Origin of the sequence: Cyclobacterium xiamenense (assembly GCF_009467825.1) — a bacterium.
Taxonomy (GTDB): domain Bacteria; phylum Bacteroidota; class Bacteroidia; order Cytophagales; family Cyclobacteriaceae; genus Cyclobacterium; species Cyclobacterium xiamenense.
Genome location: NZ_WIOK01000022.1, coordinates 61,091 through 87,119 on the forward strand (window position 1 = coordinate 61,091; position 26,029 = coordinate 87,119).

Annotated in this window: 24 protein-coding genes and 1 riboswitch; of the genes, 12 read left to right on the forward strand and 12 right to left on the reverse strand. The window is 47.2% G+C overall.

Translation table 11 applies throughout. The features are described 5' to 3' along the window. The first annotated feature begins 2 nt into the window (after positions 1 to 2). Complete coding sequence (locus GCU44_RS16160; RefSeq protein WP_154857685.1) at positions 3 to 1,451, forward strand: DUF1501 domain-containing protein; 1,449 nt, start codon at positions 3 to 5, stop codon at positions 1,449 to 1,451. 80 nt (positions 1,452 to 1,531) lie between these two features. Here GCU44_RS16160 and GCU44_RS16165 read toward each other — a convergent pair whose 3' ends face one another. The 3 genes from GCU44_RS16165 to GCU44_RS16175 all read right to left on the reverse strand — a co-directional run bounded on the left by GCU44_RS16165 (position 1,532) and on the right by GCU44_RS16175 (position 5,324). Next, a complete protein-coding gene (locus GCU44_RS16165) occupies positions 1,532 to 2,710 on the reverse strand; it encodes a trans-sulfuration enzyme family protein (protein WP_154857686.1) in 1,179 nt (392 codons plus the stop codon). A 116-nt stretch (positions 2,711 to 2,826) separates the two neighbouring features. Further along, a riboswitch (SAM riboswitch) is annotated at positions 2,827 to 2,928 on the reverse strand. A gap of 71 nt (positions 2,929 to 2,999) precedes the next feature. After that, complete coding sequence (locus tag GCU44_RS16170) at positions 3,000 to 4,205, reverse strand: porin (protein WP_154857688.1); 1,206 nt, start codon at positions 4,203 to 4,205, stop codon at positions 3,000 to 3,002. Positions 4,206 to 4,676: 471 nt separating this feature from the next. Beyond that, positions 4,677 to 5,324, reverse strand: a complete 648-nt coding sequence (locus GCU44_RS16175) for an SGNH/GDSL hydrolase family protein (RefSeq protein ID WP_154857690.1) — start codon at positions 5,322 to 5,324, stop codon at positions 4,677 to 4,679. Positions 5,325 to 5,646: 322 nt separating this feature from the next. On the opposite strand from GCU44_RS16175, the gene GCU44_RS16180 reads away from it, so the two are divergent. The 3 genes from GCU44_RS16180 to GCU44_RS16190 all read left to right on the forward strand — a co-directional run bounded on the left by GCU44_RS16180 (position 5,647) and on the right by GCU44_RS16190 (position 7,560). Beyond that, the gene (locus tag GCU44_RS16180) at positions 5,647 to 6,720 is read left to right on the forward strand and encodes a DUF4407 domain-containing protein (RefSeq protein ID WP_154857692.1); all 1,074 of its coding nucleotides are present in this window, start codon (positions 5,647 to 5,649) and stop codon (positions 6,718 to 6,720) included. A gap of 231 nt (positions 6,721 to 6,951) precedes the next feature. Further along, a complete protein-coding gene (locus GCU44_RS16185; RefSeq protein ID WP_154857694.1) occupies positions 6,952 to 7,122 on the forward strand; it encodes a hypothetical protein in 171 nt (56 codons plus the stop codon). A gap of 123 nt (positions 7,123 to 7,245) precedes the next feature. Further along, complete coding sequence (locus tag GCU44_RS16190) at positions 7,246 to 7,560, forward strand: PIN domain-containing protein (protein WP_262885324.1); 315 nt, start codon at positions 7,246 to 7,248, stop codon at positions 7,558 to 7,560. Between the two features lie 488 nt (positions 7,561 to 8,048). Here the strand turns inward: GCU44_RS16190 and GCU44_RS16195 are convergent, their stop codons facing one another. Then, positions 8,049 to 8,696, reverse strand: coding sequence for a peroxiredoxin (locus tag GCU44_RS16195; protein ID WP_154857700.1), 648 nt, complete (start codon positions 8,694 to 8,696; stop codon positions 8,049 to 8,051). Between the two features lie 265 nt (positions 8,697 to 8,961). Between GCU44_RS16195 and GCU44_RS16200 the strand changes: the two genes are divergently transcribed. Together GCU44_RS16200 and GCU44_RS16205 are read left to right on the forward strand one after the other, a co-directional pair. Then, the gene (locus GCU44_RS16200) at positions 8,962 to 9,714 is read left to right on the forward strand and encodes an LOG family protein (protein WP_092178720.1); all 753 of its coding nucleotides are present in this window, start codon (positions 8,962 to 8,964) and stop codon (positions 9,712 to 9,714) included. A 116-nt stretch (positions 9,715 to 9,830) separates the two neighbouring features. Continuing rightward, the gene (locus tag GCU44_RS16205; RefSeq protein ID WP_154857702.1) at positions 9,831 to 11,159 is read left to right on the forward strand and encodes an NAD(P)/FAD-dependent oxidoreductase; all 1,329 of its coding nucleotides are present in this window, start codon (positions 9,831 to 9,833) and stop codon (positions 11,157 to 11,159) included. 11 nt (positions 11,160 to 11,170) lie between these two features. Here GCU44_RS16205 and GCU44_RS16210 read toward each other — a convergent pair whose 3' ends face one another. Continuing rightward, the gene (locus tag GCU44_RS16210) at positions 11,171 to 11,482 is read right to left on the reverse strand and encodes a hypothetical protein (protein WP_154857704.1); all 312 of its coding nucleotides are present in this window, start codon (positions 11,480 to 11,482) and stop codon (positions 11,171 to 11,173) included. Positions 11,483 to 11,820: 338 nt separating this feature from the next. Between GCU44_RS16210 and GCU44_RS16215 the strand changes: the two genes are divergently transcribed. After that, positions 11,821 to 12,240, forward strand: a complete 420-nt coding sequence (locus GCU44_RS16215; RefSeq protein WP_317175343.1) for a LytR/AlgR family response regulator transcription factor — start codon at positions 11,821 to 11,823, stop codon at positions 12,238 to 12,240. 3 nt (positions 12,241 to 12,243) lie between these two features. Here the strand turns inward: GCU44_RS16215 and GCU44_RS16220 are convergent, their stop codons facing one another. Continuing rightward, positions 12,244 to 13,464: an S-adenosylmethionine:tRNA ribosyltransferase-isomerase gene (locus GCU44_RS16220; protein ID WP_154857708.1), complete on the reverse strand. Its 1,221-nt coding sequence runs from the start codon at positions 13,462 to 13,464 to the stop codon at positions 12,244 to 12,246. Positions 13,465 to 13,650: 186 nt separating this feature from the next. Between GCU44_RS16220 and GCU44_RS16225 the strand changes: the two genes are divergently transcribed. From GCU44_RS16225 to GCU44_RS16240, 4 genes are all read left to right on the forward strand, one after another. After that, the gene (locus tag GCU44_RS16225) at positions 13,651 to 14,757 is read left to right on the forward strand and encodes an o-succinylbenzoate synthase (protein WP_154857711.1); all 1,107 of its coding nucleotides are present in this window, start codon (positions 13,651 to 13,653) and stop codon (positions 14,755 to 14,757) included. A 103-nt stretch (positions 14,758 to 14,860) separates the two neighbouring features. Continuing rightward, positions 14,861 to 16,285, forward strand: a complete 1,425-nt coding sequence (locus GCU44_RS16230; protein ID WP_154857713.1) for a sugar porter family MFS transporter — start codon at positions 14,861 to 14,863, stop codon at positions 16,283 to 16,285. A 254-nt stretch (positions 16,286 to 16,539) separates the two neighbouring features. Beyond that, the gene (locus tag GCU44_RS16235; protein WP_154857715.1) at positions 16,540 to 17,697 is read left to right on the forward strand and encodes an AGE family epimerase/isomerase; all 1,158 of its coding nucleotides are present in this window, start codon (positions 16,540 to 16,542) and stop codon (positions 17,695 to 17,697) included. A gap of 35 nt (positions 17,698 to 17,732) precedes the next feature. Further along, positions 17,733 to 19,454, forward strand: a complete 1,722-nt coding sequence (locus GCU44_RS16240; protein ID WP_154857717.1) for an FAD-dependent oxidoreductase — start codon at positions 17,733 to 17,735, stop codon at positions 19,452 to 19,454. Positions 19,455 to 19,470: 16 nt separating this feature from the next. Here GCU44_RS16240 and GCU44_RS16245 read toward each other — a convergent pair whose 3' ends face one another. Continuing rightward, entirely contained in the window at positions 19,471 to 20,754 is a 1,284-nt protein-coding gene (locus GCU44_RS16245) for an acetylxylan esterase (RefSeq protein ID WP_154857719.1), read from the reverse strand. Positions 20,755 to 21,132: 378 nt separating this feature from the next. Between GCU44_RS16245 and GCU44_RS16250 the strand changes: the two genes are divergently transcribed. Continuing rightward, positions 21,133 to 21,591 carry a cold-shock protein gene (locus GCU44_RS16250; RefSeq protein ID WP_092178728.1) on the forward strand — a complete coding sequence of 153 codons (459 nt, stop codon included), beginning with the start codon at positions 21,133 to 21,135 and terminating at the stop codon, positions 21,589 to 21,591. A gap of 113 nt (positions 21,592 to 21,704) precedes the next feature. Here the strand turns inward: GCU44_RS16250 and GCU44_RS16255 are convergent, their stop codons facing one another. The 5 genes from GCU44_RS16255 to GCU44_RS16275 form a co-directional block, all read right to left on the reverse strand. Further along, positions 21,705 to 22,784: an MBL fold metallo-hydrolase gene (locus GCU44_RS16255; RefSeq protein ID WP_241684987.1), complete on the reverse strand. Its 1,080-nt coding sequence runs from the start codon at positions 22,782 to 22,784 to the stop codon at positions 21,705 to 21,707. A gap of 148 nt (positions 22,785 to 22,932) precedes the next feature. Continuing rightward, positions 22,933 to 23,475, reverse strand: a complete 543-nt coding sequence (locus GCU44_RS16260) for a 5' nucleotidase, NT5C type (RefSeq protein WP_154857720.1) — start codon at positions 23,473 to 23,475, stop codon at positions 22,933 to 22,935. Beyond that, positions 23,472 to 24,065 carry a CCDC158 family protein gene (locus GCU44_RS16265; protein ID WP_092178731.1) on the reverse strand — a complete coding sequence of 198 codons (594 nt, stop codon included), beginning with the start codon at positions 24,063 to 24,065 and terminating at the stop codon, positions 23,472 to 23,474. The genes GCU44_RS16260 and GCU44_RS16265 overlap by 4 nt, the downstream gene beginning before the upstream one ends. Before the next feature lie 110 nt (positions 24,066 to 24,175). Beyond that, on the reverse strand, positions 24,176 to 24,583 hold the full coding sequence (gene msrB / locus GCU44_RS16270) for a peptide-methionine (R)-S-oxide reductase MsrB (RefSeq protein WP_092178732.1): 408 nt from the start codon (positions 24,581 to 24,583) through the stop codon (positions 24,176 to 24,178). A 54-nt stretch (positions 24,584 to 24,637) separates the two neighbouring features. Beyond that, entirely contained in the window at positions 24,638 to 25,816 is a 1,179-nt protein-coding gene (locus GCU44_RS16275; RefSeq protein WP_154857722.1) for an aspartate aminotransferase family protein, read from the reverse strand. Between the last annotated feature and the right edge of the window lie 213 nt (positions 25,817 to 26,029).

Consider the following 26,029-nt stretch of genomic DNA (forward strand, 5'->3'; position numbering starts at 1 on the left):
CTATGGCCGATTTATGCCAACATACAAATAGGTATTCCAGGAGGGAGTTTTTGAGCAAAACCGGTCTGGGATTGGGTGGCTTGGCCCTTTCCTCCCTGATTGCTCCTACTCAATTGAACGCCAGTTCCCTTGCAGGGGGAGTGAAACCGCTCGGTACGCATTTTTCGCCCAAGGTCAAGCGTGTCATTTATTTGTTCCAAAGCGGAGGACCGTCCCAGTTGGAGTTATTTGATTACAAACCCGAACTGATCAAACGAAATGGAGAGCAGCTGCCGGACAGTGTGCGTCAGGGGCAACGGTTGACAGGGATGACATCCGGGCAGAAATCCATCCCCATGGTCGGTTCCGTGTATGATTTCAAGCAATACGGGGAGTCAGGAGCCTGGGTAAGTGAGCTTTTGCCACATATTGCCGGAATTACGGATGAGATTTGTATGATCAAGTCCATGTACACCGAGGCGATCAATCATGATCCGGCGATCACCTTTTTTCAAACCGGTTCCCAACAGCCGGGCAGACCTTCTATCGGTTCCTGGGTGAGTTATGGGCTGGGTTCTGAAAACGAGAATCTTCCTGCTTTTTGCGTGTTGCTTTCTCAGGGTAAGCAGGGGGCGCAGCCGGTCTATAGCCGTTTGTGGGGGAATGGGTTTCTACCCAGTTTGCACCAGGGCGTGCAGTTTCGATCGGGCAAGGATCCGGTGCTGTACCTAAATGATCCCCCCGGTATTTCCGGCAGGGACAGGAGAAACTACCTGGATCACCTGAAAAAACTGTATGATCTGGAATATGCGCAGTCGCAGGATCAGGAAATCAATGCCAAGATCGCCCAATACGAAATGGCTTACCGCATGCAAACGTCCGTTCCTGAAACGATGAATATCGCCGACGAGCCCCAACACATTACCGACATGTACGGTCCGGAGGTATTGCAGCCGGGTACCTATGCTGCCAATTGCCTGCTGGCCCGGAAATTGGCCGAAAAAGATGTGAAATTTATTCAGCTGTACCACAAGGGCTGGGATCAGCACGGAAACCTTCCCAAAGACATTCAGACCATGTCCCAAAGCATGGACCGACCGACGGCCGCCCTGATCCGGGATTTGAAACAGCGGGGCATGCTGGAAGATACCCTGGTGATATGGGGAGGAGAGTTTGGGCGTACCAGTTATTCTCAGGGAAGATTGACTCCGGAAAATTACGGTAGAGACCACCATCCCAACTGTTTTACGATGTGGATGGCTGGGGCAGGTGTAAAGAAGGGCATTTCCTACGGAGAGACCGATGAGTTGGGATACAATGTGGTCCGGGATCCGGTGCACGTGCACGACTTCCAGGCCACGCTGCTACACTTGTTGGGCGTAGATCACGAAAAACTCACGTTTAAACACCAGGGAAGGCGGTACCGCCTGACGGACGTGCACGGAAAATTAGTGAAAGGAATTCTTTCCTAAGAAAGGTATTGTCTCCTAAACCGATTTGCTGCGATTAGCCCTTGTCCGGGTGGGGGGATACAAGTAGTGGCTATCAACCATCAGTTTTTTGATTTTCCGAGCGCCTGTTCGATGTCCTGAATGATATCGTCTACGTGCTCCAGTCCTACGGATAACCGGACCAAACCATTGAGTATGCCTACCCGTTCTCGCTCTTCCTCTGTCAATTTACTGTGGGTGGTCGATGCCGGGTGGGTAATAATGCTTCTGCTATCTCCCAAATTGGCAGTAACACTGATCATTTTCAGTTCATCGATAAATTTTTTTGCCCGACTCAATCCTCCTTTTAGCGTCAGGGTGATGATGCCTCCGCCGTGCCGCATTTGCTTTTTTGCGAGCTGGTATTGCGGATGGGAGGGTAAAAAGGGGTATCGGACTCGTTCCACTTCTGTATTCCCTTCAAAATAGCTGGCGACAGCAAATGCATTTTCGCAATGCCGGTCCATACGTACCGCTAGCGTTTCCATGCTTTTTGCCAATACCCAGGCGTTGAAGGGAGAAAGCGAAGGCCCGGTGTGCCGCATAAAAAACTGCACCTCATCGATCAGGTCTTTTTTCCCCAGGATAAGGCCACCCAATACCCTTCCTTGCCCGTCAATGAATTTGGTAGCACTGTGTGTCACAATGTGTGCTCCCCAGCGGGCGGGTTGCTGCAAATAGGGAGTAGCAAAACAATTGTCTACAACTAAAATTAGGTTGTGCGCATTGGCAAAATTGGCAATGTATTCCAAATCGATGATTTCCAGTCCCGGATTAGACGGAGTCTCAATAAAAATCATTTTTGTATTCGGTTGTAGAAGCTTTTCCCAGTTGACGATGTCTGAAATATCTCCATAAGAATGAGTGATTCCCCATCGGGGAAAAATCCGGGTCAATAACTGGTGCGTGCTGCCAAACAGGGAGCGGGAGGCAAGTATGTGATCGCCCTGATGTAGGAGGGAGGCCATGCTACCAAACATTGCGGCCATGCCGGAGGCGGTGGTGACCCCGGATTCGGTACCTTCCGCTGCACAGACTTTTTCAATCAGATCGCTGGTATTTGGATTTGCGTAGCGCGAGTAGATATTTCCCGGTAGTTCATCGGCAAAAAGTTGCCTCGCTTGTTCTGCGGAATCAAACACAAAACTGGAACTCAGGTAGATGGGGGCAGAGTGCTCCCGTTGGTCCGAGCTGGAAGCGGCGATGCGCACCGCTTGGGTTTCAAAATTTTTATAAGCCATGAATACGTGATTTCAATAAGTGGTAGGAAAGGTTAACACCAATCGGGCAAAAAATAGCTGCCGTAACGAATGCGATTGGAAAAGGAAGTGGAGATGTTTCTGTTATCATGTTATCTAATTTATCGGTCCCTATCGGGGCAGGTTTTGGCACCTTTCCATGCGTTGGAAGGTTGCCAGAGGATCACAGAGCCTGTTCTCTCCCCCCTTCTTTATAAATCAGTTTCCTGAATCAGTTGCAAATAAACAGAGGGGATGTGGCATATCCAAATCCACTGCCGGATTTGACAGCTTAAAATGAAAAATCATATTGAACGCGGAAGCGCCAGCCGGAGGCTTCACGATTGACGGATTTCTCTTCAAAATCAAAATGGGTTAGATCCACGGTGAGCTTATTCAGGTGGTCGTTAAAAAAGCAATTGAAAGCCAGGGAATACTCTTCCTCGTTGTTTTCCTGTAGCCGCATCTCAGGACGGAACAGGGCGTACCTGCCCGCCAGTTCCAATTTGGGAGCCGAATTCTCCGAAGCAGCCGCATTTAGCAGGATTCCAGCCTGCACAAACCAGCCTTGAAGACGGGATAGCCGGTCGTTATTGGTGTCGAAGATGTTTTTCCGGTGATATTCGCTGTGCCAGCTAAACGCCCGGTACATTAGCGTGGTCTCTACCAGGTATTGGTCCATGGCGTATTGCCCGGCTGTTCCGTTTTCAAAACCGGTCAATTGGCCGCCTCCCTGTGAGGAATACCGTGTGTATTGACTGGTATTGGTCGTGCCAGCCAAAGCGATCGATGCATTGGGCTTTCGGTGGTAGTCCAATGCCGATCCGGACATTTCCACGCCCGCTCCCAACAAATTCCATTGCAGCCTTCCGGAATACATCAAGTGGTTATCGTCATTTGTACGGGCCCCAATTCCCGTTCCCGTCAGCACTAGAAAATGGTAGTTGAAGTCAGCCAGCCCCCCACCATCCCACCTGCCGTAAACGGAGGCCCCTTGTTGGCGGTCCAGCGTAAAGGGCCGATTTATGATGGACCGCTCCATCATCTGTTGCTTGCCGCTCGATATCACCCGCTCCCTGGAATACTCGGACTTCCACTGGCCAATCTTGAAACTGAGCCAGGGCCATTTCTCTACCATCACCCGGAAATCCAGGAGCCGGGATGCGGAAAGTTCGTATTCAAAATAATAGGTTAACCAGGGTTTGTGGGCATGTCCCCCCACTTTCAATCGGGCACGGTTGATTTTGAACAGGTTTTGATCTTGTTCAAAGAAATCGTCGTAGGTAATCGGATCCTGATCGGCCGGTGTCGCAAACCGGAACTGCAACCTACCTGCCAATTGCAAGCGGTACAGGCCGTCATCCGTACTAAACTGGAAACCCTTAGAACCATAGCGGGCACTGACGGCTGGCGGTGGTTTGACTGGGTCCTGAAATCCCATGCTTTCACCCATCGCCCACCCTAGCAAAAAAAATAGCAAAGTCGTTTTTAATAGCATACATGCAATTGATTACGTACACAGGCGCTTGTGGAATAACCGCGCACCGGAGACCAGGGCAGGTAATACTACCTGGAATTAATAGCTAATATTACCAATAAATTAACTTAATGTTAATTTAATGTTACATTACCTGCAAATATAGAAATAGACTACTGAGTAAAAAACCCTTCGCGTAGCATTTGATAAGAAAACTCTGGGTACGAAAATAGCTTTCCGAATGGTTTGCAAAAGGGGATAGGAAAAATGGTATAGGGTAGCTGCGGTTGGAAACCCGGTCTTTTCCAACAATAAGTGCATGGGCCGTTGACCGGCGGTTTTTTTTCCGTGGAGCGTCCGGAGGTTTCCCGGCTAGCAGTTATTGGTCCCGATTTTCTGTCTGACGACCGGTGGATTCTTATACGAAATGATAGAATTTGTGGCCCTGTTCGTACTTCAATCGACGAGGAAGGCGTTGCAGCAACACGTTTTCTACAAAAATTTCTTGATCTGCTTTGCCCAGATGGCATACCCTTTGGCGTTCATGTGGAGGTTGTCCTCCAGAAAAATATCCTCCATGGGTGTTTTATTGGAAGTAAGCATGGGATTCCATAGATCGGCATAGGACACCTTCTTCTTTCCTCTGGCGTATTTTTTCAGCCTGGCATTGAGTTCCCGGTACTGATCGGCCAATTCCCATCTGGCCAGGCTGGGCTTGGGACTGATCAAAATGATTTCGGTTTGCGGATACGCCAAGTGTATTTGGCTGACGATCAAGTTATACGTTTCTACGATTTCTTCGATCGTTTTCCCGGCAGCCAGGTCATTATCTCCTTCGTATATAAATACCTTTTTGGGCGCATAATCCACCACCAATTCATCCAGGTAATGCAGTAAATCACTGGCCTGCGAGCCTCCGAATCCACTGTTGACTATCTTTTCTCTCGGAAAATCCTCCTGCAAACTTTTCCACATGCGGATGGTAGAACTTCCCGTGAATACCACCGAAGACTGGTAATCGGAAACAGGATAATCTTTTGAGATCTGGCTAACCTGATTGGAAAATCGGCCCGGGTCTTGAGCAAAGGAATCCGGTGAAAGCACTAAAAACATCAGGGAAAGGAAGAGCAGGTTTTTCATGGGGTACATCGTTAACGGGGCCTAAACTACCATAATAATTCGAAGAATTAAAACCTGCCAAAAAAATGACTGTCACAAAAACGGACATAAAAAGCGTACAGTTTTGAATTTTGGTGCATCCAGGTGCTAAGCCGAGCCGTATTTGAAAATATACCGGTTAGAATTTTTCCTTCTCCGGCTCGGTCAAAAACAGGTATATAGTTGTTAATGAGTCTGTTATGCTTTATTTGATTTAAAGCATCATTTTTATTTTTCCCAGCCTTGTATCGGGACGTTTATGGTATACAATTTGACTGGCAATGTCCAAAAGAATAAACGATTGATGCATACTGTAGAGAAATTCCTGATAGTTTGTTCCGGCGCTTACCTGCCATTGGTCCGTAGGTGTCCGGCAAGTAGAAACAGGTTTCTCGGAATTGGGGCAACGGTCCTGTTTACGGCTATTTTTGCTGGCCTGTCTGTAAGTTATGCCTTGTCTACCGTTTTTTCCTCTTTTTGGGCGATTTTGGGTATTGCTTTGATCTGGGCTTTGATGATTTTCAATTTAGACCGGTATATTGTTTCCACCTTAAAAAAGCAGGATCAATTTTTCCCGGAATTCAAACAAGCTCTTCCCCGATTGGTGTTGGCCTTATTAATCGCCCTGGTCATTGCCAAACCATTGGAGCTACGGATTTTTGAAAAGGAAATCAACAGAGAACTGGATGAACAGCGTCTGGCTACAATCGAAAATAGCAGGGAAAAAATAGCAGCAGGGTATCCGGAAATCAATGAACTGGAAAGCAAAATTGAAAGCCTCAGGGCAGGGATTGCCGCTAAGGAGGATTTTCGTAACCAGAAGCAGGTGGAGTACGATCAGGAAAGGTTTGGCGTAAAAACGGAAGGTACCACCGGGCTTGCGGGCATAGGCATCAACGCAGAGAAGAAGGAAATGCAACTGGACCAGGCAGAGCAGGATTACCAATATACCCAGAAGCTGAACGAAGGCAGGATTGAGGGTCTGGAAGCGGAAATCAGCAGAATCAATTCATTGAAGGAACAGGAATTTCAAAACCAGATGGTCTCCCTGGATGCATATGATGGATTGGCAGCCCGGTTACAGGCTTTCAGGGATTTGATGCTAAAAAATACGGCCATTTATTGGGCCAATTGGATGATTGTTTTTTTGTTTGTCATGATCGAGATGGCACCCATCCTGGTCAAGCTGATGGGAAGCAGGGGGCCCTATGATCAGTTGCTGGATTTCCATGAGGCGGGTATTGTTCTGGCAGGAGAGGAGCAATGGCACAAAAAATCCGGGGATAGCGCACTGAGAAAAGAAGTTTTTGATGAATTGTATGATAAAAGGAAAGCGCGCCGTGTGGATTTTGAACGGGGTATGCTTGGGGAAAAATAAAACAGCGGATTATACGCTATTCGACATTTGCCCTATCGAATCCAGATAAAGAGGGTTTGCAACCCTGATATACGTACAGCAAATTGGAGCTAATTTTCTTGTGGAAAACAAATTACCCTGGCTTTCCGACGGCGATCGGGAATCCATTAGGCAGGAGCGAACAAATTAAAGAAACTAAGTATTACCATAAAAATGTTATATTTTCATCATTAGAACGAATCTGTTAAAAGAATGGACGTATCTACCAGAAAACTAAATTTTATACAGGATCTGTTATCGGTTAGTGATGAAAAGATCATTGGTAAACTGGAAACTTTATTGAAAAAGGAAAAGCAGAAAGAAGCACAACAGCCATCTGTTTATGATCTTTTAGGGGTTTTGACCAAAGAAGAAGGGGAATAAATGGAGAAAACAATAAAATCCTGTTGTGAAAACATCCATGAAGAAGACTGGAAATGATCCCTGCTTGCTCGATACAAAATCGTTATTGATTTACTAAAAGGGCAGCGGAGTGTAGCTGATGGAATCAGAAATTCTAAAACGATTTACCTCCCCGTTTTTGCATTAGGGGAGTTGTATTTAGGAGCTGAATGTTCTGGTCGAAAGGATTTTCATTATGATCAGATTAAAACATTTTTGAAAATTGCGATGGTTTTAAATGCTGGAGAACAGACCGCTTTAATTTATAGCCGGTTAAAAGCGGATTTAAAAATTATAGGTACACCAATACCTGAAAGTGATATTTGGATAGCGGCTATTGCGCAAGAACACAGTCTACCATTAGTCACCCGGGATATCCATTTTACGTATTTGCCTGATTTAAAGATTTTGTCTTGGTAAAAAATCGTGCTATTCGACATTCACCCTGTCGAATCCGGATAAACAGGGTTTGCAACCGGGATAACAGGACCGACCGGTGACTCGCAGCTGATTCCCATGTTGGTACCTGGTTAAAGCATCTCCCTACATTTACTCCAAAACTCAGGATTTTACCACCTATGGGGCAAAGCATACCTCCCTACACTTATAGCCAGGCAATATGGGTTATGGGAGTATCGATGGCTCAAATCCAGATTTCACAGCAAACGCCCCATACTTCCTGTTATATTTTTCCCCTATGATTCGCTTCTTGTTTTTCAGGGCTAATCAAATCCAATAAATTCGTTGAAATTTTTGATACTTGGACCCTTTGAAACATCCTATTCCCGGATGGTTACTCAGCTTAATTTCTCTTGAATGATTGGCTAATAGCCTAATTTAGAAGATGCTGAAAAAAAAGCAGACAGACCTTTTTCAGGCCTGCCTGTTTATTTAATGACTGATCAATTTCAAATGCTTTTTTTGGCCAGGTAGAAATCGACCATTTCCAAATCACTATTTTCTCGTTCCGTCATTTCGGCAACGGTTTTTGGTGGAGGAACAATCACTTTGTCCCCTTCACGCCAGTCCAAAGGCATGGCAACTTTGTGCTTGTCTGCCGTTTGCAGGGCAACCAATGCCCGCTTGATCTCGTCCATATTTCTACCTACATTCAGCGGGTAGTACATGATCAATCGAATTTTAGCATTTGGGTCAATGAAGAACACGGCCCGAACGGCAGCGGTCTCACTTTCACCCGGTTGAAGCATGCCGTACTTTTTGGATATGCTCATGTCAATATCCGCGATGATCGGAAATTCAAATAGCACGCCTGTATTTTTCTTTACATTATTCACCCAGGCTATGTGCGCGTGAATGGAGTCAATACTTAAACCGATCAATCGGGTGTTTTTCGCGTCGAAAAACTTCTGCTCCAACGCAAACCCACTCATCTCCGTGGTACAAACGGGTGTAAAATCGGCGGGGTGTGAAAACAAGATGGTCCAGCTATCCTGGATGTATTCGGAAAATTTAATGGGTCCGGTAGTGGTCATGGCTTCGAAATCCGGCGCGAGATCACCGATTCGAGGCATGGTTGTCATCATTTCTTCGTTCATGATTGTATTTATTTTTGTTGTTTTCGTTATGATTCAAAGGTCACCAAAATATTCCTTTCCCTGGGTGACACTTATCACTTCAGAGGTATTTTCCATAAGCAGCCACGATCAGCCTGCCACCAAAATCCGTCTCGGTAATGATGTAAGGTAGGAGAGAAAACTTTTCTTATATTTCGTAGGTCAAATGCATTTCGTTGAAGTAACTTTTCGCGGTATTCTGGCGTTGGTACTATACCGAAAGCTGAAAAAAAACTTTTAGAGAACCATGATTAAAGAAGAGAAGAAAAAAATCAATCCTTTGGTTAATCCGGAGGAGGAGGCGTTTTTTGCTGGACCACAGACCAGGTTTAAGGATTTTCGATTTGGATTCAAGGTGCTGCTTGAATTTATTCGGGGCTTTCGGATGTTGCATTTCGTTGGTCCCTGTGTAACCGTGTTTGGTTCCGCCCGTTTCGAGCCCGACGATTATTTTTACAAAGTGGGCGAGAAGGTAGGGGAGGCTATCAGTCACCTTGGGTTCACGGTGATGACCGGAGGCGGCCCGGGTATCATGGAGGCGGCTAATAAAGGGGCCAAATTGGCGGGTGGAAAATCCGTGGGCTGCAACATCATCCTACCTTTCGAACAATTTCCCAACACCTACCTGGATAAGTACATGAATTTCAAGTATTTTTTTGTGAGAAAGGTACTTCTGTCCAAGTACAGCTACGCATTTGTGGTACTCCCGGGTGGTTTCGGTACGCTGGATGAGTTTTTTGAAGCATTGACGCTTATTCAGACACGGGTGATGAAGCGGTTTCCGGTCGTTTTGGTGGGTACGGCATTTCATCAGCATCTTTTCGAACACATTCAGTACATGGCAAAAGAGGGTACGATTAGCGAATCCGATCTGGATTTATTTCTCTTGACGGATAGTGTGGAGGAAATGGAAATGCACCTTAAAAAATACGCCATAGAAGAATTTGGTTTACGGAGAAAAGATCCGGTCACTCCGTCCAAATTGCTCGGCGAGGGCTGATGTTGGATCGTTTCCAGAGTTTTAGTTTTCCTTGCCTAAAATTGGCCTGATTGTTGAAAACCGAGTATCCCTAGGGGTGGACCCTTTGCAAAAGCGTCCACACAAAGGAGTAAACAATGGTCAATAGCTCGGAAAAGAAAGGAAAGAAAAATCTGGTTTTGATCGGTGTGGGGTTTTCCGGCCTGGAATTGATCCGCAACTGGCTATCAAAGCCCGGCATGGGATCGGTTACCATTATCGCCGAATGCGCGGCTGATTTTTTCTATTTTGACGCCTTGTGTTCCTTAAAAAATGTCAGGAACAGCTTTGATGGCGAACGTGTACCCGATACGGGTAGGTGCCGATTTCTGGTGGCCGGGGTGCAGCGAATAGACGTGTCCCGAAAACGGATTTTTCTACCGGACGAAAAGCTGAATTATGATTTTCTGGTGTTGGTAAACGAGTGCCGGCCGAAAATATTAGCACATAAGAAAGGTAGGGGTCTACCTTGCCTGGCCGGTAGGAATTCGTTCGAAAGCCTGATTCGGAAACAATTCAAGCAGGTTGTTGTTCGTGGGAATGGATTCGTTGCCCTCGCGCTGGCTGAACACCTGATTGAAAAAGGGGTGGAGCTTACACTGGTGTGTGGCGAAAACTCTCTGGCAAATCCAGGTTTTCCGATGGAGGAAGCATGTTTGGTAGCAAAAAAACTACGGACTAAAGGGATACGGCTTTTCTTTTCGCGGGAGATAGAAATGTTTCGAATGGGGCCGGACGGAGAAATTACCGGTGTTGAGCTTAATGATGGTGTTCAATTACCCTGTCAGTTGGTGATACATGAGAACGGTAGTTTTGGAGCGTTTTCTCACCTCGCTAATCCGTCACTTCACTCCCTAAAACCGGTGTTGGCGGGAGTAAGCGAATCGGAATCAGACGATCAGGTGTATACACTGGGTGTAAATTTGTATTCGGGGGAGGCAGTTTCTGGGGATTTTTCGTACCCGTCGCTCAGCGATCAGGGCCGGCAATTGGCCCGGAAAATTATCGGCCCGGATGTCGTATCCGGACCTTCATCTGAATTCGGTGCCTACCATCGCCTGGCGGGTCTTGATTGGTTTACGTATGGTGACCTTTCCACTTTTTGTGGAAATAATTCCCATAATTTTTACTGGGAGCATCCCAACGGCTCGATTTCATTTCGGTTGGTATTTGATAAACATCATTTTTTTGTGCAAGCTTTGGGTATGCTTGGAATTTCATTTGACCCCCAATTTGTCGCACATGCTTTTCGACAAAAACAGCACGCATCGGACTTCATAAACGGGCTGGTTGCAGGGATGCCCGCCGGTGAAAAGAACCGGGAACTGATACCGTTAATTGGCCGCGCATTTTCTGTGGAATTTGAAGGTCTGAAAAACGAAAACAGGCCTTCCTTGTTGAGCAGAATTCTTGAAAAATTCCGTTAAAATAGTTGCGGTCAGGTATCCTGACTACAGTCGATTTCTTGAATCTGTATCTCTGCATCTTCGACCGCGTTTTGCCATTCCAGCCTGTTTTGGCCAGTAAGGGCTGAGCAGTTTCCATAGGGACGCAACGCTTCCAAATAGTCTTCTGCGGCAGATCGGAAGTTTTCACAGGTAGTTGGACCCGGGTTTTGCGCCTGAGCAGTGGCCGCCTGAGACAGTGCATTTAGTTCATCCTGTAATTCTGTCGACCATTGTACGGAGCAGGCTGCCACATCGCCATCCTCTCCCGATGAACAACCAACGTTTAGAAATAAAAAAAGCATTAGTGAACTTGTAGTAAGATGTTTTTTTACTAATAGCATACTATTTTCTTTTACTAATTTGGTTTATCAAATTTCAAGGTAAAGATTAGTTTTTGGAAAGAAAAATAAACAGCCAAATAATGGTAATGATAGGCTAAATTTCATACGTGAAAATAATATATCATACGTAAAGGCTATAGTAGATGGGAAACTTTACCTTGGAGCAAAGAGGAAATAAATTTGGGGCGACATTACTCCCGACTCACGATACTTGGTCCTCCAAGAATATTTTGGTCAGATACAAACATTTATTTGGTTACCGTGTTACCTAATTGACAAATCTAAGCTTATTACTCAAGATGGGACTCAAAGAAAATGTACAGGAAATAATGGAAGACGTGGCCGGCGATGCGGTCGACATTTCATTTGACACGAAAGAAATTTTGATAAAAGATGCCATATTTATTCGTGATAAGGGCTGTCTGACCAAAGTCGCCTACACGGATATTGTCTACCTCAAAGGAGATGGGAATTATACGACGTTAATCACTCGAGAGAAAAGTTATTCCCTGCGAAATATCTTAAAAGAGTTTGAAGAGATGTTGCCTACCCGCCAGTTTCTGAGAATTCACAAATCTTACATTGTAAACCTGAACGATATCAAGACGATTTCTCCGAAAGAGGTCACGGTTTTGAACGAGAAGGTCCCTGTAGGAAGAACCTATTACCAAACCCTTATCAACGGGATACAGAAGTTGGGTAGTAATGGTTTTGATTGAAAATCAACCGATAATTTTTTGATTCCAGAGAAGACTGCTATCACCGTAGCTGAGAAATCGGTACCGTTTAGCCAAAGCTTCCTCGTAGATTTTTCGCCATTGTTGATTGGTGAATGCGGCAATCAGTAAAATAAGGGTAGAGGCGGGTTGGTGAAAGTTGGTGATTAGCCCATTGCATACGCGAAAACGGTAGCCCGGAAAAATAAAGATTTCCGTTGCACCAACCAGGTATTGCGTGTCGGTACGTTCCATCAGGTTTTTAACAGCTTCAAAGCTTTGTTCCCGCGTGAATGTGGTTTTGGAGCCTGCATAGGGCTCCAATTTTTCGACGAAGAATTCGGCATTGGGATTTGAAAGCAGCTTTACACCGTACCAATACAAACTTTCCAGTGATCGCATGGAGGTCGTTCCAACAGCGACGATATTGCCGGTTGCCTGGCACAATTTGGATACAGCCTCTTTTGAAAAAACCATTTGTTCCCGGTGCATGGGGTGTTCGGTAATGGTGTCGTGTTTGATGGGGAGAAAGGTGCCTGCGCCAACGTGCAAGGTCAGGTAATGCAGGGGAATGCCTTTTTCACGGATTTCCTCCAGCGTCTGCTCCGTGAAGTGCAATCCTGCTGTAGGAGCTGCTACTGCTCCATTTATTTTTGAATACACGGTTTGGTAGCGCAACTTATCGGCCTCTTCCGCTTTTCGGTTTAGATATGGCGGTAGAGGGACTTCGCCTGCCGCCTCGACCAGCGCTGCAAACGACACCTCTGCTGGATCCCAGCTAAACGCCACTTCTTTCGTCTCTCTGGAAAGCAAACGGGCACGCAACCGGTAGTTTTCGCCCTCTAGGTGAATTTCGTTTTCTAGTTCTTCCCCAGCCTTCCATCGCTTCAGGTTGCCTATCATGCATTTCCAGGTGACGGGTCCCTGACTTTGCATGCTTTGCTGGATAAGGGTAGAAGGAGCTACCGGGTTCAATAAAAATAGTTCGATTGCCGCACCGGTAGCTTTTCGGAAGTGCATTCTTGCTGGAATAACCCGTGTATCGTTAAACACCAAATGACTGTTTTGCGGCAGTAGCTTCGGGAGATCCGAAAACTTGAAATGCTCAACAGCACCGTTTTCGAAATGGAGTAGTTTGGAAGCGTCTCGTTTTTCCAAAGGAAATTTGGCAATAGAATCTTCAGGTAACTCGTAATGGTACTCGTTTAGTTGAGGCGTGTTTTCCATGCGTTTTTTCAGGCAATTCAGGTCATGCAAATTTGCAGCAAATATACTATTTTTTGGTTCAAAATGATTTGGCTCGGAGTTCTTCCCAAGCCTGCGGTCACTCCTTCCGGTGGATGTTTTTATAGGCAAAAGCGTGTTCGGATATAAAAGAAAATACGCATATTTGACGGGAACAAAAACGAGCGAATGGTAGAAGGTTTTAAAATACACGTGACAATTCAGCCGTACACCCTGGTTTTTACCTTTGATGCCGGAACCAGCAGGGGGGTATTGCGCCAAAAGCAAACCTTTATCCTTCGGGCGGAGTCTTCGGCTTTTCCAGGCCTTACAGGATTGGGAGAGGCGGGACCGTTGAAAGGCCTGAGTCCGGATGACCGCCCCGATTTTCTGCAAAAAGCCAGGGAAATTTTGGAGGGAATAAGTGATGTATCGTTCCCGTTTGACCCCGAAAAAATCCTTCAAAACCTATGCGCAATGCCCTTTGAGGAATTTCCAAGTTTGCGGTTTGGTCTGGAAACGGCCATACTGGACCTGTTTCACGGAGGCAAACGAAAACTGCTTTCCAATCCTTTTTATGACCGGGGCACGCCCATTCCCATCAATGGGTTGATCTGGATGGGGGATCGGGCGTTTATGAAAAACCAAATCGAACAAAAGCTCCTTGAGGGATACAATTGTATCAAGATGAAAATCGGAGCCATTGATTTTGAACTGGAATTGGCCTTGTTGGAGGAAATTCGAACGAAGTATTCCGAAGAAGAAATTTCCTTGCGAGTCGATGCAAACGGTGCTTTTGGTAAGGAGGAGGCCATGCATAAGCTGGAACGGCTGGGGAAATTAGGCATTCACAGCATCGAACAACCCATTGCGCCGGGCAATCCGGAAGCGATGGAGAAAATCTGCAGCGAATCTCCGGTACCCGTTGCCTTGGATGAGGAGTTGATTGGCATAGTTGACCCGAATCGGAAGAAAGCGCTGTTGGACCGGGTAAGACCAGCCTACCTGATACTGAAGCCCACACTACTGGGTGGCATGCTGGCTACAAAGGAGTGGATTCAATTAGCCGAACAGGCAGGCATCGGATGGTGGATGACTTCTGCGTTGGAAAGTAATATTGGTCTCAATGCCGTTGCTCAGTTTACGTCTTCGTTGCAGCCAAAACTTCCGCAGGGACTGGGAACCGGCACCTTGTACCGAAACAATTTCCCCTCTCCGCTGCGCATCGCGTCTGGTAAGCTGCATTACGAGTCCCGACAGGCCTGGGAGTTGCCCGAATGGCTGGGAGCGGATTAAGTTGCGTTGAGTACCGGGCTTTTTACCAGATAGCTGGATATAAGAAAACGATGAAACCCATGCCAAATAACAACCGATTTCAGAACCCTTTATTGACTACTGTATGAAAGTGGATGCATCTTTACCCTACATTGTATCCCTGTCGCTAATCGCTGCAGTCGGCGGGTTTTTATTTGGGTACGACACGGCGGTAATTTCCGGGACCATTGGGCAGGTTAGCGCTAAGTTTGACTTGGATGCCCTGGCCCAGGGCTGGTACGTGGGATGCGCCCTGCTAGGATCCATTTTGGGAGTGTCCGTAGCGGGCCGTTTGGCCGATCTAGTGGGTAGAAAAAATGTAATGGTTCTTTCGGCCCTGCTCTTTGCGGTATCGGCATTGGGATGTGCGGTGACGGAAAGCTTTTTTTCCCTGGTGAATTACCGGATTATTGGTGGGGCAGGCATCGGCATGGTGTCGATTGTTTCACCCATGTACATCTCTGAGGTAGCGCCTGCTGGCATACGCGGGAGTCTGGTTTCCCTGTATCAGCTGGCAATCACCGTCGGTTTTCTGGCTGCTTATTTGGTAAATTATCAGCTCTTAGACTGGGCTGCGTCGGGCGTCTTTCGAGCGTCGGAGTCCTGGCATTTGTATTTTCACGCAGAAGTGTGGCGAGGCATGCTGGGGATGGAGTTGGTTCCTTCCTTGTTTTTTTTAGCGGTCTTGTTTTTGATTCCGGAAAGTCCCAGGTGGTTGGTCATACGGGACCGCTTGTCTCAGGCGGAACGCGTTTTTGGCAACTTGTATCCGGAGGATCGGATCGCAAAACAGAAAATTTCAGAAGTTCAGCAACAAGCGGCCAAAACCACTGAAACCAACCTTGGCTTACTAAAAAATCCGAAGATCCTTCGACCGGTCCTGTATGGAATGGGCATTGCTGTTTTGGGCCAGTTTATGGGGGTAAACGCGGTATTGTATTACGGCCCCGGGATTTTCGAACAAGCAGGTCTTTCGGATGGGGATGCGTTGTTTTACCAGGTGATGGTTGGATTGGTGAATGTTTTGACCACGATTTTGGCCCTGGTAATTATCGATCGCGTCGGAAGAAAGAAACTAGTCTATTTTGGCGTTAGTGGCATGATTATCAGCCTTTTTTTAATCAGTTTTTACTTTCAGTTTGGCGCCTCATGGGGTTGGTCCTCCATGTTCTTGTTGGTGCTGTTTCTGGTCTATATTTTCAGCACGGCGATCAGTATTTCCGCCGTAATATTTGTCTTGCTCTCCGAGATGTACCCCAACAAAATTCGCGGGTTGGCCATGTCGATAGCCGGTTTTTCCCTTTGGGTGGGGACTTACCTGGTAGGGCAACTTACGCCTTGGTTTTTGGAAAACCTGGGGCCTTCCGGAACCTTTCTCTTCTTTGCCCTCATGTGTTTTCCGTACCTTTACATCATTTGGCGAAAGATTCCCGAAACTGCAGGCATGAGTTTGGAGGACATCGAATCGTATTGGCTGGGTGAGAAAAACGAAAAAACAAATGCTTCATGAAATCGAGCCGGACGACAACGTCACACACCGGAATGATTATAAATCATGCGAGATCCTCCCGATGTGATCGGGACAGGCTATCCCGACTTGCGGTGCGGGACAAGTTATGACCGCTAAAAGAAAATTATAAACAGATGAAATCAAGCATGACGCAAGCGACCCACGGAGGGATGATTATAATTCAAGCGAAGATTCCCCGTCCGACTGGCGTCATCCGGGCGGGCATGTGGCCTTAGAGAACAAATTACAAACACATGAAACACTATTTGGAAGCGTACAGGAATGAATTACTTGGCAGCGTGATTCCATTTTGGATGGAACGCAGTCCGGATTCCGTCCACGGTGGGTATTTTACTTGTTTGGATCAAAAGGGACAGGTATACGATACCGATAAGTTTGTGTGGCTACAAGCACGGCAGGTCTGGATGTTTTCCATGCTTTACGCCAACGTAGAACCCAATCCGGCATGGTTGCGCATGGCCAAAGACGGGGCATCCTTTCTTGAGAAACACGGAAGGGATGCCAGCGGCGATTTTTATTTTTCATTGACCCAGACAGGCGCACCGTTGGTCCAACCTTACAATATTTTTTCGGACTGTTTTGCTGCAATGGCCTTTTCGGCACTTTACAAAGTGGATCCGCAAACAGCCTATAGGCAACTGTCCACCGATACGTTTCACCGGATTCTCAGCCGAAGGAACAATCCAAAGGGAACCTATTCCAAGGCCGTGCCTGGTACCCGAAACTTGAAGAGTTTTGCCCTACCCATGATTCTAAGCAACCTGACGCTTGAAATGGAGCACCTGCTGGACCCGGGATTGGTAAAGGACCTGGTGCCAGGAGTGATTCACGAGGTCATGGAGGTTTTTCTCGATGCCGAATCGGGTCTGGTTTTGGAAAATGTTCAGGAAGACGGAAGTTTTTCGGATTGCTTTGAGGGACGTTTGACCAGTCCCGGGCATGCGATCGAAGCCATGTGGTTTATGTTGGATCTATCCTGTCGTTTCGATGACGAGGCCCTACGGGATCGAGCCATCGCGACCGGATTGAAAACCCTGGAATATGGCTGGGATACCACCTACGGCGGGATTTATTATTTTCTGGACTGCAAAGGCCATCCTCCGGAAAAATTGGAGTGGAACCAGAAATTGTGGTGGGTGCATTTGGAAACACTGGTGTTTTTAGCCAAAGCGTACCAATTATCCGGAGATAAGGCCTGTTTGCACTGGTTTGAAAAAGTGCACGAGTACACCTGGACGCATTTTCGTGATCCGGACTATCCGGAGTGGTTTGGCTATCTTGACAGGTACGGGCGAGTCCAATTGTCCCTCAAGGGAGGGAAATGGAAAGGCTGTTTTCATGTACCCCGCGGCTTGTATCAGGTTTGGCAAACCCTGGAGCAACTACCCTGACATTTAATTTATCCTTGAACATACACAGACATCCCATGAAGAGAAGAGATTTTATCGGCAAAGTAGCCCTGGGTACCGGTTCGGTTGCATCGGTACTTGCGCTACCTGTTTCTGCAGCAAGCAGAACCAGGGAAGTAACGATACAGGAAAATGGATCTACCTACGAAGCAGACCTGGTAATCGCCGGTGCAGGCCTAGGGGGTTGTGCGGCAGCGCTTGCCGCTTTACGAAACGGACTATCGGTGGTGATGACAGAAGAAACCGATTGGTTGGGAGGGCAGCTTTCCCAGCAGGGGGTGCCCCCGGACGAACACCAATGGATCGAAACCCATGGAGCCCCCGAGCTATACCGGCTTTTTCGGGACAATATCCGCGCCTATTACAAACGACATTATCCGCTGACTGCAGAAGCAGCTGCCAACGAACGGCTTAATCCGGGGAACGGATCCGTGTCCCGGCTATGTCACGAGCCCAAAGTCGCCCATCGGGTGTTGGAAGAAATGTTTGCTCCCTACGAAAGTGCCCGAAAGATCCTCATTTTAAAAGAAACAAAGGTTGCATCGGCCACTGTTAGGGAGAATCGCGTGCAGGACTTGGTGTTGGAAGACACTCGAACTGGAAATCGAGCGCTGGCCAAAGGGAGCTATTTTGTAGACGCTACCGAACTTGGCGAGCTACTGCCGTTGACGGGTACAGAATACATCACGGGTAGCGAATCCAAATCGGATACCGGGGAATTGCATGCCGGGGACAGGCACCGGCCGGACAACAACCAGGCCTTTACCGTATGCTTTGCCATGGACTACGTAAAAGGCGAAGACTGGACCATTCCCAAGCCCGAGGATTATGCCTTTTGGCGGGATTTCACCCCGGAGATGCGTCCTCCCTGGGCAGGAAAAATGTTGGAACTGAACTACAGCAATCCACGCAACCTGCAGCCCAAGGAATTGGGATTTCACCCGGAAGGACATCCAACCGGAGATAGCCTGAATCTGATGCTCTACCGAAGGATCTTACACCAGGCAAATTTTAAACCCGGCTTTTACCAGGGAGACGCCACCATTGTCAATTGGCCGCAGAACGATTACGTTTCCGGAAACATTGTGGATGTAAGCGAAGCTGATTTTCACCGGCATGTCAATGCGGGAAAGCAACAAAGCCTCTCCTTGCTTTATTGGCTGCAAACCGAGGCACCCCGGCCAGATGGGGGTAAAGGCTGGCCAGGATTGCGTCTGCGAAACGACCTGATGGGCACTGCCGATGGATTGGCAAAATATCCGTACGTCAGAGAATCCAGGCGGATCAAGGCACTATTTACGGTTTTGGAAGAGCATGTAGGTGCAGAACAGCGCGCTCAGGTTTCCGGACTGAAAGGAGAGGAGCTTGCCGCTGCGGAATTTTACGATAGTGTGGGTATTGGGTATTACCATATTGATTTGCATCCGAGCTCAGGTGGGGATAATTACATTGATTTCGGGTCCCTGCCCTTCCAAATTCCACTCGGATCCTTACTGCCCCGAAAAATGGAAAACCTGATTCCCGCAAATAAGAATATTGGCACCACGCATATCACCAATGGTTGCTTCCGTTTGCATCCGGTAGAATGGAGTATTGGCGAAGCAGTGGGTATGTTGGTCCCCTTCGCGCTGGAAAAAGGGGTACCCCCACGTACGGTACGCGAAGACCGCTCGCTGTTACACGCATTTCAAGACTTTATCCGGTCTCAAGGAATAGAGACACGTTGGCCAGCAAAGTGATGGTCAGGAGGTTTCTTTATTCTACTTTCAGTTTCTCCATAAGCCAGCGCTGTCCTTCCTCGCTTTGCTCCGCGTACCGCCAATGCGCTGCATCCAGGTACCCCGAAAATTGTTTTTCGCCGGGGATTACATTGTAAGCGGCAAACATGGAGGTGGGAGGGCAGACATTGTCATTGAATCCCCAGGAATAAAATCCGGGCACGTTGACAAATCGGGCAAAGTTGGCCACATCGTAATACCGGGATGTTTCCACTTTTTCGGGCTGGTTGGTCCATTCATCTTTAAATAGATGGGGCCAACCGCCTGCCCGGCCATGCAGGTAACCGGTCAGATCAGAGAGAGCTGGGTAGTAACTGACAAGGTAATCGACCCGATTGTCAAGTCCGGCGGTTACGATGGCCAGGGCACCTCCCTGGCTTCCGCCGATCACACCTATGGAATCTCCGTCAAACGCCTCTAATGAGAACAGAAAGTCTACTGCCCGGACACAGCCCAGGTATACCCTTTTGTAATAATAGCGATCTTTGTCCTCCAGAAAAATTCGGTTGTAGTCCCTCAGGGCACCGGCGGCAAGATTTTGGTAGATGGGCGAATCGTACAGGTTTACCGGAATCCCATGAATCCCAATTTGCAGGGAAATTACATTTTCGTCGATCATGGCCCCATAATACGGGCGGATGCCTGCACCCGGGACATGTAGCACGGCGGGAAATTTTCCGGGTTTTTTTGGTTTGCTTAAAATGCCGTAGATACGACCGCTGATGTTTCGAAAGTGAACATGGTAGACATCGGTCAGGTGTGTGGATCGTTCCGGTAGGTGGGTTAGCACTGGTTCGAGTGGTACCTGGTCCAGCGCCGCTTTGTTTTTTTTCCAAAACTCCGAAAAATCGTCCGGCAACTGAGTGGTTGGTACAATCGACTCCGGATCGATCCCCGCTGTGCCGGTATTTTCATAGGTCTTGCCATTTTCCGTATAGCGAATTCGGCAGCGGACAAAGCCGGGTTCCGAAAGCGTTCCTCCGTTGATTTTCCCACTTCCGTTTTTGAGTACCAACTGGCCTTTGATTTCAGAAGGCATCAGTTCGGGTCCTATTTCGTAGTGTATTTCGGCGTCTCGAACCAGCTGGCCAAATTTGTAGACCGCCACATCAAAATCAATTCCTTCCCCGGTACGATACGTCTTGTCGGGGGCGGAAGGACTTACCATGATGCGGATGAATTGACCCTGTTGGGATTGCGCCAAGGCTTCGAAGCCAGGCATGGTGAGAATGAGGATAAAAAAAAGAATGTTTTTCTTCATTGGGATGCGTGTTTTTGACAGAAGTAGGTTGCGGTAATCAACGTTGTAAGTCCCGAATGTACAATCCCTGAAAGTACGCCAATTGAGGGAGAAAACATCCAAAAACTTATTGAAAGATACGGTAAAATTGAATTAGTGGCACAATGAAAAATATAATACGGAAAGGAAATAGGAATAATCCATTATTTTGGCCAAATTTGTAGTCACCTAACAGGCTACGGCATACTATCCCAGGATTAGGTTTCGGATCGCAATTGATTTTTTTTATCTCAGTTCCTGTTCCCTTTCGATTGGTGAAACTTCCTGCCTTCGGGCAACATTCTTCGGATAGTATTTGTTGTAGTTTAGGTGCACGTAACGTTCAACAAAAAGTAATTTATGGCAAAATCGAAAGAAACTTTTAACAAAAAAGAAAAAGAGAAAAAAAGATTAAGGAAGAAGAAAGAGAAAGAAGAAAAAAAGGAGGCCAGAAAATCCAATTCCAATAAAGGAGGCGATCTGGACGACATGATTGCCTATGTAGATGAAGACGGCAACATCACTTCTACCCCTCCGGACCCTACCGTAAAGAAGAAAAAAATTGAATTGGAGGACATTGAAGTAAGTGTGTCAAAACAAGCCCCTGTGGATCCGGAAGATCTTCGGAGGAAGGGAAAGGTCACATTTTTCAATGAATCCAAAGGATACGGATTTATAAAAGACCTGGAATCTCAGGATAGCGTGTTTGTCCATGTCAAAGGTCTGGTAGACGATGTGCGCGAAAACGATCAGGTTACCTTTGAAACGGAACGAACGCCCAAAGGGCTGAGTGCCATCGACGTGAAGCTGGCCAAATAAAGGACCGTTCTTTACGTAAATTATTTTGTGATTCGCTTAGTGGTGGAGTACTACTCCGCTTCTTTGCGCACAAACGTTAGCCGTTCATAGGGAGAACGCTTTTTCGTTATTTTTTATCGTTGAAACAGGTTTGCACCTACTACTGGAGCGATGAGTGTACCAGCCAATTGCCCCTCATTGGCTTTCAAAACGTCCCATGGCTCCATCTTGGGCTCATCCGATAGGTCGAAGGTCCCGTAATGCATGGGAATAAAATACGTGCCCCCGAGGATATTAAAGGCGGTGATCGCATCGGTAGGACTGATGTGGGCCTGTGCCATGAACCATTCCGGCTTGTAGGCGCCCACACCCATTAGGCAGTAATCTGGTTTTCCCATAATCGTAGAAATATCCTTAAAATGCGGTCCAAATCCGCTATCCCCCATAAAATACACCGTTTGTTCAGAAGTCGACAAGTAAAAGCCACCCCATAGATTTTCATTCAAGTCCCAAAGCCACCGTCGAGACCAATGCCGGGCAGGAACGTATGTAATCGTTATACCTTCCGTTTGAAATTCCTGGTACCAGCCGGCTTCCTGTATCTCCTGGCCCCGGGTCCAGTCGTCAATCACTTCCCCGACCTTCAATCCGGTAAGGATTTTCATGTCCGGGTTTTTGTCGGATAGAAACTGAATGGTCTTTTTATCGCAATGGTCCCGGTGATTGTGCGATAGGAGGAGGTAATCTATGGAAGGAAGGGATTCCACTGGAAAGGGTAAATCGCTCTGCCTTTTTAGAAAAAAGTTATCGAATAAAACCGGGTCGGTGAGTAGGACTTTTCCATTCAATTGGATCAGATAACTCGCGTGACCAAGCCATATCAGAAAATCGTCTCCATTTTTCGGAATTTCTGCGCCTTGTTTTACGGTAAGCGTTCTGGTATCTGCTTTTTTTTCCTCCCGCTGCGGGTTTTTGGAGGTTTGCCATTTCCACAGGTCGGCAAAACTCGATTCAAATTCCAGGTACAAATTAGCAAACTGCCCTTTTTCGTTGACTGGTGTACCTTTCCATTCCACATCGGGGTGAATGGTTTTCAACCTTGGATTTTGCATATAGGTGGTTTTTTTGGAATTCTCAGAAACGGAGCAGCTACCAAAAAGAACGAGTAACAAGCTCATCAAAAGGGTAAATGATACGACGACTTGTTTACTCATTGGTGTTGCTTGTTTTAAGGTTTTTTTGCGGAGATACGCTTTCTTGTAGGACATATCAAGTCGACTTCCCTCAGAAACCGTTGCTATAACTTTCCCCGGGTCGGAAAGTTTGTGTCGTTTAGGTTTAGCAACGCTTTTTGATTGAAAACTACAAAAAGGGTTTCTTTTGTTTGTTGGTTGCCAATAGACCGACCAATTCCTCCCAGGAGTTGACCCGCAGGTGTCTGCCGGAAGAAGCGTTTTCGTTGTGAGGTTGGGTGAATAAGTACGTTTTTCCCTGGAATGCATCGAGATTTTTGAAATGATCATCGATCATGATATCCGTACGGATGATCTCTTTGGACCCACAAAACACCATTTGCTGCCAGGGGATAAAGGGAAAGTGTCGGTTGAGCCAGGATTGTTTTTCCTGCAAACTACGTGGAAACTCGGTTGCAGCAGAGACGATAAACACCTTGTATTGCTCATGAATTTGTTTGAGTGCTTCTTTTGCTCCAGGAATTAGCGGAGCATTTTCAAAAAATCCGGGTGCATGCACGTGTTTTTCCAATAAAGGAAAAGCCTCCCGTTCCTTCAGTCCGCGAATCGTTTTTGTATCCAGTTGTTCTCCAGTATCCCGAAAATGCATGTCAATGAACTGCCGGTAGACATCTGCCAGCACGCCATCCATATCCACAGCTATGGTTTTCATGAATTTTTGTTATTTAACGCATCCACCAATTGCCGGTTTAGCTTGCGCTCTCGCTCCAGCGTATTCCGCCGGTGCTGCTCAAACTCTTCCCGAAGGTCCTCCAGGCTTTGCTTTGTTTCGGCGGTGACCCGGTGGCTCCGCTTGAATCGGATAAAGGACACCAGCAGTATCAGCAATAGCAGCGCAATGATTCCCCAAACCAAATTGACATAAAACTGCTTGTGCAAAAGGAAGCCAAAAATCCTAAAGCTATCGCGTTCGGCAATCGCCTGCTCCAATTGCTCATTGGTGCGGCTCATTTCCTGATTGAGCTGATTGATCTGGTTTTTGTTTTCCTGCAGCGTGGCATTCAACTCCTGAATGACGCCCTGATAGCGGGCAATGGAATCCCGTATATTGGCTTCCAATTGATCGAGTTCCGAACGTTTGACTACCTTGTATTCCTGATAATTCGAGGAAATCTTCTTTAGGTACTCAAATTGCTCCTGAATGGTACCTTCATTTGAGGCGGTGTCCAGAGACGTGTTCTGTGCCAGTACGTCAAGCTGAAAACCCAAAAAAAAGGGAAGTAAAAAATAACTAATTCTCATGGCCGGGTTATTTCGTGTTATCTATTGATGCATAGCGCAAATCAATTACCATGCAAAACTAAAAAAATATAAAGGAAAAGGGTTTGTTTTTTGGTAAAGAAGTGCGCGCCTTAGGGGTTTTTCTTAAAATTCATGGATACGGAGTTGATGCAATACCGTATACCTCCCTTTTCCGAAGGGCCATCCGGAAAACGATGACCCAAATGCCCACCGCAGTTGGCACAGCAAATCTCCTCACGGATCATTCCGTGGGAATAGTCCATGGTGACGGTGATGGCGTCTTCGGATACGGGATGGGTAAAACTGGGCCAGCCGCATCCGCTATCGTATTTGTCGCGACTGTGAAAAATCTCGTTGCCACATCCCCGACATTCGTAAATGCCGGTAGCTTTGTTGAGGTAATACTCTCCCGTAAACGCTCGTTCTGTACCTTTCTGACGCAGAACCCGGTATGCTTCCGGATCCAATTTGTTTTTCCAATCTGATTCGCTGAGGTGATCGAGTTCGTTTTTTTCCATGCTAACGGTAGCTTGTTTATGCTATAACAACTGCAAGAGGCGGCGAATGGTTTCCTATTCCCCGATGGATTGCAGTAGTTTATCGCAGGCAAAGGCGATTTCCTCTTCACTGATGGTAAGCGGCGGGGCTATTCGCATGGCGTTGTCACAAAACAGAAACCAATCGGTGATCACACCATTGGCGATGCACCGGTCAATAATGGGTTTTAGGACCTCGAAAGACTCGAAAACCAAGGCCATCATCAATCCCTGATTGCGTATTCCCAAAATCTTCGGGTGTACCAACAGCCGTTTAAACAGGTCGGCTTTTTCGGCCACGGTGGCGGTCAGCTGTTCGTCGTGAATAAGCTGAATCGTAGCAAGCGAGGCGGCTGCACTGACCGGATGTCCGCCAAAAGTGGTGATGTGTCCCAATAGGGGGTTGCTTTTCAACGCACCCATGATCTCCCGGGAGGAAATAAAGGCACCGATTGGCATGCCGCCACCCATTCCTTTGGCGCAGACAAGAATGTCCGGTTGAATGCCCATTTGTTCGAACGCCCAAAAGGTACCGGTTCGCCCAAATCCAGCCTGAATTTCATCGAGGATCAACAAAGTTCCCGTCTCGGTACATTTCGTTCGCAATTCCCGAAAGTAGTCAGGATCCGCTCCGCGTACCCCAGCCTCCCCCTGTATGGTCTCGATAATGATAGCCGCCGTATCTTCAGTAATTTGATCCAGGTGTTCGGCCGCTCCATAATGGATTTGACGGATTCCGGGTACCAGCGGCCTATAGGCTCGCTTGAACTGTTCGTTTCCTCCCACAGACAGGGCCCCGTGAGAGGAACCGTGGTAAGCATTCTCACAGCAAATCACTTCCCGGCGATTGGTGTACCGTTTGGCCAGTTTCAAGGCGCCCTCTACGGCTTCACTGCCACTATTGACCAGGTATACGTTGTCTAGGGGTTCGGGTAAGGTGCCGACCAGGGCCTGGGCCAATTGTGTTTGAGGTTGCTGCACGTATTCTCCGTACACCATCAGGTGGAGGTATTTGTCCAACTGCCGTTGAATGGCTTCCAGCACTTTTGGGTGCCTGTGGCCAACATTACTTACCCCGATCCCGGAAATCAGGTCCAGGTATCTGGATCCGTCGGGGCCGTAGAGAAACACCCCCTCCGCCCGGTCTATTTCGATCATGAGCGGGAAATCGGTTGTTTGCGCCAGGTGGGAGAGAAACAGGTGTCGGTTGTTCATGAAAAGAAAGTTAATGCGGGTATCGGTACCCACTACGGGTACCCCAGACGAGTAATCGGCTGGTGCAAAAGTACGGATATCCGAGCGGTTTTAAAACGCTTATCGGTAATCGGAGGGATTCGCATCAGGATTAGGTAGACGAGATACCGAATTTTGGGAGCAGGGAATTTTTTGAAAAGTCCAAAATTAATCCCTTCGGATTGGGGTTTATTT